Here is a 7763-nt window from a genome sequence, read left to right as displayed (position 1 = left end):
CTTGTGCCCCGGCGACGGCTTTGAGGTGTTCGGGCGGCGGTAGATGGCTTCGATCGCCATCTTCTTCATCAAGCTGGCGACGTGCAGCCGGCCAATCTTGATGCCCTCTTGCCGAAGCAGATCGCGAAGCATTCGGCTGCCTGCAAACGGAAACTCCAGGTGCAGCTCGTCGATCTGCCGCATGATCGCTAGGTCGGCGGCGGACACCGGCTTGGGCAGGTAATAGACGCTGCCCCGGCTGATCCCGAGCTCCTGTGCCTGCCGCGTCAACGGAAGCGCGTGCGAACGGGCGATCATCGTTTTGCGCTCGGCAACAGTCCCGCCTTCCCGAGCGCTCCGGCCAAAAAATCGTTCACCAGCGTCAACTCTCCAATCTTGGCGTGCAGCGTCTTCACATCAATCGCCGGTTCCGCCGCTGCGGCAGCGCCTGCCGAGCCGAAAACACCAGCAGCCCCCTCCAGTAACTGCGTTCGCCACGTCGTGATCTGGTTCGGATGAACGTCAAACTGCTGCGCCAACTCGGCCAGCGTCTTCTCACCCTTCACGGCAGCCAATGCCACCTTCGCCTTGAATGCCGAACTGTGGTTCCGGCGCGGTCGTTTGCTCATATATCCTCCTGTCATGCGGCCGCTCTGGCCGACGTTAGACAGAAAATCCACTTATCCCGCTGTGCAGTTTTCCCGAGCCACCTCTTACTTCCCCAGAATTGCGCTTTCTTGACCGCACACCGCTTGGTCCCAAGGGCCATGTCCGCTTTCTACCAGCAATGTTGGCAGCGGTGCGTACTGATGCGCACATCATGGCCATTCACCGGACTTTCCTACTTCCCGATGGTTCGGGCCAAGTTGATTTTCCATATCCCAAGCGTGCGCTCGGATCGCTCGGCACCGGTGCGGTGCGCATTCTTCCAGCCAAAGATGGTGTTCTGGGATTAGCGGAAGGCACAGAAAGCGCGATATCCGCGGCCCAGCTTACCGGCATCCCGATCTGGGCAACATTGGGCAATGAGCGTTTTGGTATCGTGACCATCCCGCAAAGCGTGAAGCAGCTTTATCTATTCGTGGATCATGACGCTGGCGGCGACCTTGCCGAAGCCAAGGCCCGTGAACATTTCCAGATGCCTGGTCGGTCCATTATAGCGCGTCGGCCTAGCCGACGCGGCGATGACTGGAATAACGAATTGTTTCGAGCAAACGCAGCTTCCACCTAACCCGGTCCACCTGTGACCCAGAGGAAAGGGGGCCTTTTCCTGTTTATGCACGAGAAGGCCGTCTGTGGTCTGTCCGTGCCTAACGGAGGAAAAACCATCATGACTCTACAAAACGCCCAGTTGCAACTCGACGATACACAGGATCTGGCAAGCGAAACAGTAATCAAGGCCGCTCACGAAATAGTAAGTCACCTCGGAGCAGGCTCTCAACTCACACGAAAAGACATCAACGTTATTTTCAAGACCCTCACCGGGAGCAGCGATGCGACAGATGGTTGGTCAGTAAAAATGACCGGGTGCGCCATCGAACTGGCTGAACTGCTATGGCTTCGCGAGCACTCCAGCATTTCACTCAATCCCAACTTTGCTGAAGCTAACAGATGCTTCGTGGCCCTCGAGCAAGCGCTTCCTCCACAACATAACCGGCATGATGACCAGATTGCCCTCCAGCAATTTTCGACCCCGGCTCGTCTTGCTTGGGCGATGGCTTTGGCAGCGGGCATTTCGCGCGAAGATATCGTACTCGAGCCATCCGCCGGAACGGGAATTCTCGCCATTTGGCCGCATCTTGTTGGCGCGAAGCTGATTCTCAATGAAGTCGACGACCTGCGCAGTGCGTGCCTAAGCGAGCTGTTTCCGGGCGCTCCGCTCTCCTCGCACGATGGCGAGCTGATCAATGAGTTGCTTCCATCCCGTCACAATCCAAACCTTGTCATTATGAACCCGCCATTTGCGCGTAGCGCCGAACGCGGAAAAGATGGTCGCTCGGCCCTGCGGCATTTACGCTCTGCTTGGCGACGTCTGTCAGTTGGCGGCCGTTTTGTCGCAATCATGCCCGAAGGCTTTAGCGCCGCCAAATTTGCCAAAAGCGAGCCGGCACCATGTGCACTTCGTCTTGATGCGCGCATCACGCGATCTTTTGCGCGACGGGGAACCGGCATCACCGTGCGTCTCGTTGTCATGGACAAGGTCGCTTCCGAGCAATGCGAAGAGCCAATCGACATCGCTGATTTTGAGGGTTTGTACAGAGCCTGCTGTGCTTTGCCCGCCCGCGCTATCTCCAAACCAACTGCGCAAACTTCCAGGTCCAATGCAAAGCCGCTCGCGCTGGTATCGAACAATCGTTCGAAACGCCCTGTCGCGCCAGTTTCCAAATCCCCTCCAGACACCCAAATATCCGAAAAGCTCATCTTTGAAGTTCTCGGCGACGCGGCACCAACGCCGGAGCAAAAAGGCATTTATCTAGCCTACCGGCCAAGCCGGATTGCAATCGACAATGCTCCTGTTCACCCGACACCGCTGGTGGAATCGGTGGCGATGGGGTCGGTTGCTGCGCCGGTCCCGCAGCATCAGCCGGTGGTTCCAGCAGATTGGAGAGAGAAACAGCTTCTTTCCGATGCGCAGTGCGAAACGCTTATCTATGCAGTCAATGCCTTCGCCCGCGATTTGCCCGGTACTTACAGAACAATTAACGAAGGTTCCGGGCTGGAACCGTCCGAAGAGGGCTCTCGTTATCGGACTGGATTCTTCCTCGGAGATGGAACCGGAGCAGGCAAGGGCCGTGAGATTGCCAGCGTCATCATGGACCGATGGCTGCAGGGCCATTGCCGCCATATCTGGATTACCAAGAACGAGACCTTACTTGAGGACGCCCGCCGCGATTGGTCCGCGCTCGGCGGTCTGCCGCTTGATATCCAGTCGCTTTCGGGCTGGAAGCGGGGAAGGCCGGTTTCAATGTCAGGCGGGATTTTATTCGTTACTTATCCAACGCTGCGTTCGGGCCGGGTGGATACGACAAGGCTCGCTCAAATATTGGAATGGACAGGGGAGGAATTTGACGGCGTCATCGCCTTTGATGAAGCCCATGCAATGGCCAATGCGCTGGGGGGAATGGGAAGCCGCGGCAAGGTCAAAGGATCCGAGCAGGGCATAGCTGGTCTGCGTCTTCAAAATCTTCTGCCACGCGCGAGGGTTTTGTACGCATCGGCAACCGGCGCATCTGATATTGCCAACCTTGGCTACGCGGCGCGCCTTGGTCTCTGGGGTCCGGAAACCGCCTTTCCAAATTATGATAAGTTTCTAAGCGATATCCGTGCAGGCGGAATTTCTGCGATGGAACTGGTCGTGCGCGATCTTAAATCCCAGGGGCTTTATCTGGCCCGCGCCTTGTCCTTCGCCGGCGTTGAATATGAGCTTCTCGAACATGAACTGACCAAGGAACAAATATCGGTCTACGATAGCTATGCCGGTGCCTGGGCGATTATTCACAAGAACCTCGAGGCCGCGCTCGAAGCCACACGAATAGTCGATGAGGATAGCGGTGACACGCTTAACCGGAATGCCAAGGCGGCGGCGCTTTCGATATTTGAGGGCACCAAGCAGCGTTTCTTTGCGCAGCTGCTGCTATCGATGAAACTGCCCAGCCTTCTTCCGGCGATCGAACAAGCATTGGAAGACGGGCATTCCGCCGTTGTGCAGCTTGTCTCGACCGCCGAGGCCATGCTCAACCGCAGACTTGCCGATCTCAGCGCTGACGAACGTGAACAGCTTGATATCGACCTGTCCCCGCGGGAATATGTCATAGACTACCTCGCCAAAAGTTTTCCTGTCCGTTTGATGCAGGTTTACCGCGATGATGACGGCAACTTGCGATCAGAGCCTATGTCCACTTCGGAAGGCCATCCGGTCCTGTGCCCGCGCGCCGTTCAGGCAAGAGACGCGATGATCGAAAAGCTTTGCGCGCTTCCGCCCATTTGGGCGGCGCTTGATGCGGTAATCGAACGTTTTGGAACAGATCATGTTGCCGAAGTGACGGGCCGGACCCGCAGGCTTGTAAATGGCAGCGACGGACGTCAACGCCTCGAACGCCGCACGGCGCGGTCGAATTTAATCGAAGCCCAGAGTTTCATGGACGGCGAGAAGCGCGTGCTTATATTTTCCGATGCAGGCGGGACAGGCCGGTCCTATCACGCTGATCTTGATGTGCAAAACCAGCAACGCCGCGTCCATTTCTTGCTCGAACCGGGCTGGCGGGCCGACAATGCTATACAGGGTCTGGGACGCACCAACCGCACCAATCAGGCATCCGCGCCGCTCTTTCGGCCCGTTACCACTGACGTCAAAGGCGAACGGCGTTTTATCTCCACCATCGCCCGGCGGCTCGATAGTCTTGGCGCCTTGACCCGAGGTCAAAGACAAACCGGCGGGCAAAACCTGTTCAATCCGGCTGATAATCTTGAAAGCGAATATGCCCGCGATGCACTCACCAGCTGGTTTCATCTGCTCAATGCTGGCAAGCTGGATGCGGTATCACTGGACCGGTTCCAGGATATCACGGGCCTTAAACTTGAAACACCCGATGGTGATCTGGCTGAAAAACTGCCAACCATCCAGCGCTGGTTAAACCGGATATTGGCGCTGCCCATCGCTTTGCAGAACGCTATATTTGATGAATATCTGTCGCTGATCGAAGCGCGCGTCGAGGCGGCGCGTGAAGCGGGGACCCTGGACCTGGGCGTTGAAACGATTGCGGTTGATACCTTTGAAATTGTGTCGGACACGCTGCTTCGAACGGACAGCGTCTCGGGCGCAACCACGCATCTTGTGACGTTGGAAACACGGCGCCCGCTCAAACCGCTTCGCTTCAAGCGGCTTTACAAGCTTCATGACTTTAGCCTGCCGCAGGTCCAACTATTACGCAATGCGCGCTCCGGCGGCGTTGCTTTATCTATTCCCACCCAGCGCATGATCACCGATGAGGGAGAGACAATCGAACGCTGCCGCCTGATCAGATCGCTAAAATCAGCAAATTGGACGCTCGAAGCCTTGTCGGAAAGCCTTTGGGAGCAGGTCGATTTCAAAAGCTTCCGAAAAGGCTGGCTGGAAGAGGAAGAACAGGCCGCATCAGAAACGGCCCATGAACGCGTACATCTTGCCACCGGATTGCTACTGCCAGTCTGGAATAAAATTCCAGGAGAGTTTGTCCGTGTCACCCGTATTGCAGCAAGCGACGGGCGTTCGATCATTGGCCGCGAAATTTCCCAGCTCGATATGGCCGACCTAGCCCGCGCCTTTGGTCTCGACATGAACCAATCAATAAATCCTTCGCGCATTGCGGAAATGGTGATGCAAAGCGGTAAGCCAGTCTCTGTCCAAAGCCATGATGGTCTCATGGCCAAACGCTCGATGGTCAATGGCAGTCAGCGATTGGAACTGACAGGCTTTTCTGCTGAGCGCCTCGACTGGTATAAATCCAAAGGCTGTTTCACCGAGATCATCCGCTATCGCACGCGCCTTTTTGTGCCAGTCAACGAAGCAACGCAGATACTGGAAAAACTGGCGGCCTGAGCGCTGTCGTTCTTCTTCAATTTCAAACCACCCGAAAGAGAACTCGCCGCTCCTGGGAATGAGAGGGGAGGAGGCTTGGCTCTTTTGAACCCGGTTTTGGCGATGGTCGCCGAAGATCGTTGGTTCGATCAATCAGGAGTTAAAAAATGTTCAAATCTATACCACTCAACAAGCTCGTTGAATCCAAGAAAAATGTCCGCAAGCGGTCTGATCCCGCAGCCGATGCATGGCTGAAGGCGGACATTGCCGCGCGAGGATTGCTGCAAAATCTGGTCGTCAACGCAGTAGCTCGCGGCAAATTTGAGGTCACGGCAGGTGGCCGGCGTCTCAAACAGTTGAAGGCTCTTGCCAAGGACAAGGCGATTAAGAAAAACGAGCCGATTACATGCCTCGTTAAAAACGGCGAAGCACATGAGATCCGCGAAATCAGTCTGGCCGAGAATTTCCAACGTGTAAAACTCAACCCAGCCGATGAAGCCGAAGCGTTCCAGGACATTATCAATGACGGTGCAAGCGTCGAAGACGTCGCCATTCGCTTTGGTCAGACGGTTCGCTTTATCGAAGGGCGTCTGCGGCTCGCCAAACTAGCACCAGTGGTTTTTGAGGCTTTGGCAAGCGGCGACATCACGCTTGATGTTGCAAAAGCTTATGGCGCGACCTCGGATGTCGAACGCCAGGCCCAGGTGTTCGAGGAAGTCTCGGGCGCTTATTATCAAATTACACCCGATAGCATCCGGCGCATGGTTCTGGACGCTAGTGTCCTAGCCAGTGATCCGCGTGCTGTTCTGGTCGGGCGCGATGCTTATCTCGAGGCAGGCGGCAAGATCGACCGGGAGCTGTTCGATGATGATGAGAGCGAAAGCTGGGTTGATGTTGCGCTTCTGGAGCGTCTCGCCGCTGAGAAAATGGAATGGCGTGCCGATGAGGTCAAAGACCAGCATGGTCTCGCTTGGGTAAAGCCGACTCTCGACTGTTATGTCTCGCACGAGTTGATCGAAGGCATGAACCGGCTTCCTACCGAGCTTGAACCGCTGAGCGAGGAAGCAATCGCGCGTCTTTCCGAGTTGGAAATCGAATACGACAATGAGGCCGTCATTCTCGAAAATGAAGACAGCAGCGAAGATGACGTTTTCGCAGCCGAGAAACGAGTGTCGGAAATCGAAGAGGAAATGCGCTTGCTCAATGATCGCAAGCCAGTTCTGGCAGATGCGCTTCGCAGTGAAGCAGGCGCTTTTCTGGCGCTTGGCAATGACGGGGTACCGACGTTGGTTCCGCAATATTATACGGACAAGGTTGATGTCGAGCTCGAAGATGAAGGTGTTGAACTGGTCGAAGAAGGAGAGGCCGCCAAACCCAAGCGTACGGCTTTGTCCAAACGACTTGTCGATGAACTGGCGATGCAGCGGCGCGATATTTTGTCGCTTCATGTGGCGAGCGATCCGGCGCTCGCGCTTGATTTTATGATCTTCACGCTTGCGGATAGCGACAGCCATGATTGGCGGGCACAGGAGGCATCGACTCTCAAGGGCCCGGTCGCCCATGGTCCGGCGCATAATTTTGAGGCAAAGGACGCACCGGCAAGTGCAGCATTGGCGGAATTGCGCACTTCGCTGGATGAAAGTTGGAAAGCTGGCACTACCGATGTCGAGCGTTTCGCAGCATTTCGGGAGCTGAGCGATGATGCGCGTAGCGCTTGGCTCGGCCATGTTGTTTCGCGAACGCTGATCGCGAGCCTGAATGTTGAAGGCGAACGGCAAGTGCCGCTGCACGATTATCTGGGCGGTATCTTGGAAATCGATATGGCGGCTTGGTGGCGTCCGACTGCTACCAATTATTTTGACCGTGTACCCAAGGCGAAGACGCTTGGCGGCATGGAAGAAGTTGGCGGTCTTGAACTGTCGAACCGCTACGGCGCGTCGAAAAAGGCCGATCTTGCAGCAACGGCCGAGCGTATCTTCTCCGGAAACTTCATTGCTGAGGCTGAGGTCAAACAGCAAGCTGCGCGGTGGGTTCCCGATGCGATGCGCTTTGCTGATCTGTCTGCGGCTGATGAAGTTTTGGAAGATGATGCTTCGGAAGCCGGCGCATCAGAAGATATTCCAGAGATAGCCGATAAGGCTGCCTGATCCTCCTCCTGACAGGTGGCCTTCTGGCTGAAGCGGCTTGCCTTTTTAAGGCAAGCCGCTTCTTTTCATCAAAATCATGG

General features: G+C 56.0%; 3 protein-coding genes and 1 pseudogene. 3 read left to right on the top strand and 1 reads right to left on the bottom strand.

Going from position 1 to position 7763, the window contains the following annotated elements; translation table 11 throughout:
* Positions 1–608: pseudogene (locus V7650_RS15930) on the bottom strand (IS3 family transposase); the annotation flags it as partial.
* Positions 609–706: 98 nt separating this feature from the next.
* Here V7650_RS15930 and V7650_RS15925 point away from each other — a divergent pair.
* The 3 genes from V7650_RS15925 to V7650_RS15915 all read left to right on the top strand — a co-directional run bounded on the left by V7650_RS15925 (position 707) and on the right by V7650_RS15915 (position 7683).
* Positions 707–1210 carry a DUF7146 domain-containing protein gene (locus V7650_RS15925; RefSeq protein ID WP_335657195.1) on the top strand — a complete coding sequence of 168 codons (504 nt, stop codon included), beginning with the start codon at positions 707–709 and terminating at the stop codon, positions 1208–1210.
* Between the two features lie 99 nt (positions 1211–1309).
* Positions 1310–5557, top strand: coding sequence for a strawberry notch-like NTP hydrolase domain-containing protein (locus V7650_RS15920; RefSeq protein ID WP_335657194.1), 4248 nt, complete (start codon positions 1310–1312; stop codon positions 5555–5557).
* 146 nt (positions 5558–5703) lie between these two features.
* Positions 5704–7683, top strand: a complete 1980-nt coding sequence (locus tag V7650_RS15915) for a ParB/RepB/Spo0J family partition protein (protein ID WP_335657193.1) — start codon at positions 5704–5706, stop codon at positions 7681–7683.
* The last annotated feature ends 80 nt before the right edge of the window (positions 7684–7763 follow it).

Origin of the sequence: Parasphingorhabdus sp. (genome assembly GCF_036964565.1) — a bacterium.
Lineage (GTDB): Bacteria > Pseudomonadota > Alphaproteobacteria > Sphingomonadales > Sphingomonadaceae > Parasphingorhabdus.
This window is presented reverse-complemented; position numbering and strand designations above follow the sequence as displayed.

Coding starts and splice junctions, on each gene's coding strand:
- V7650_RS15915 (WP_335657193.1), top strand. CDS start 5,704: ATGTTCAAATCTATACCACTCAACAAGCTCGTTGAATCCAAGAAAAAT.
- V7650_RS15920 (WP_335657194.1), top strand. CDS start 1,310: ATGACTCTACAAAACGCCCAGTTGCAACTCGACGATACACAGGATCTG.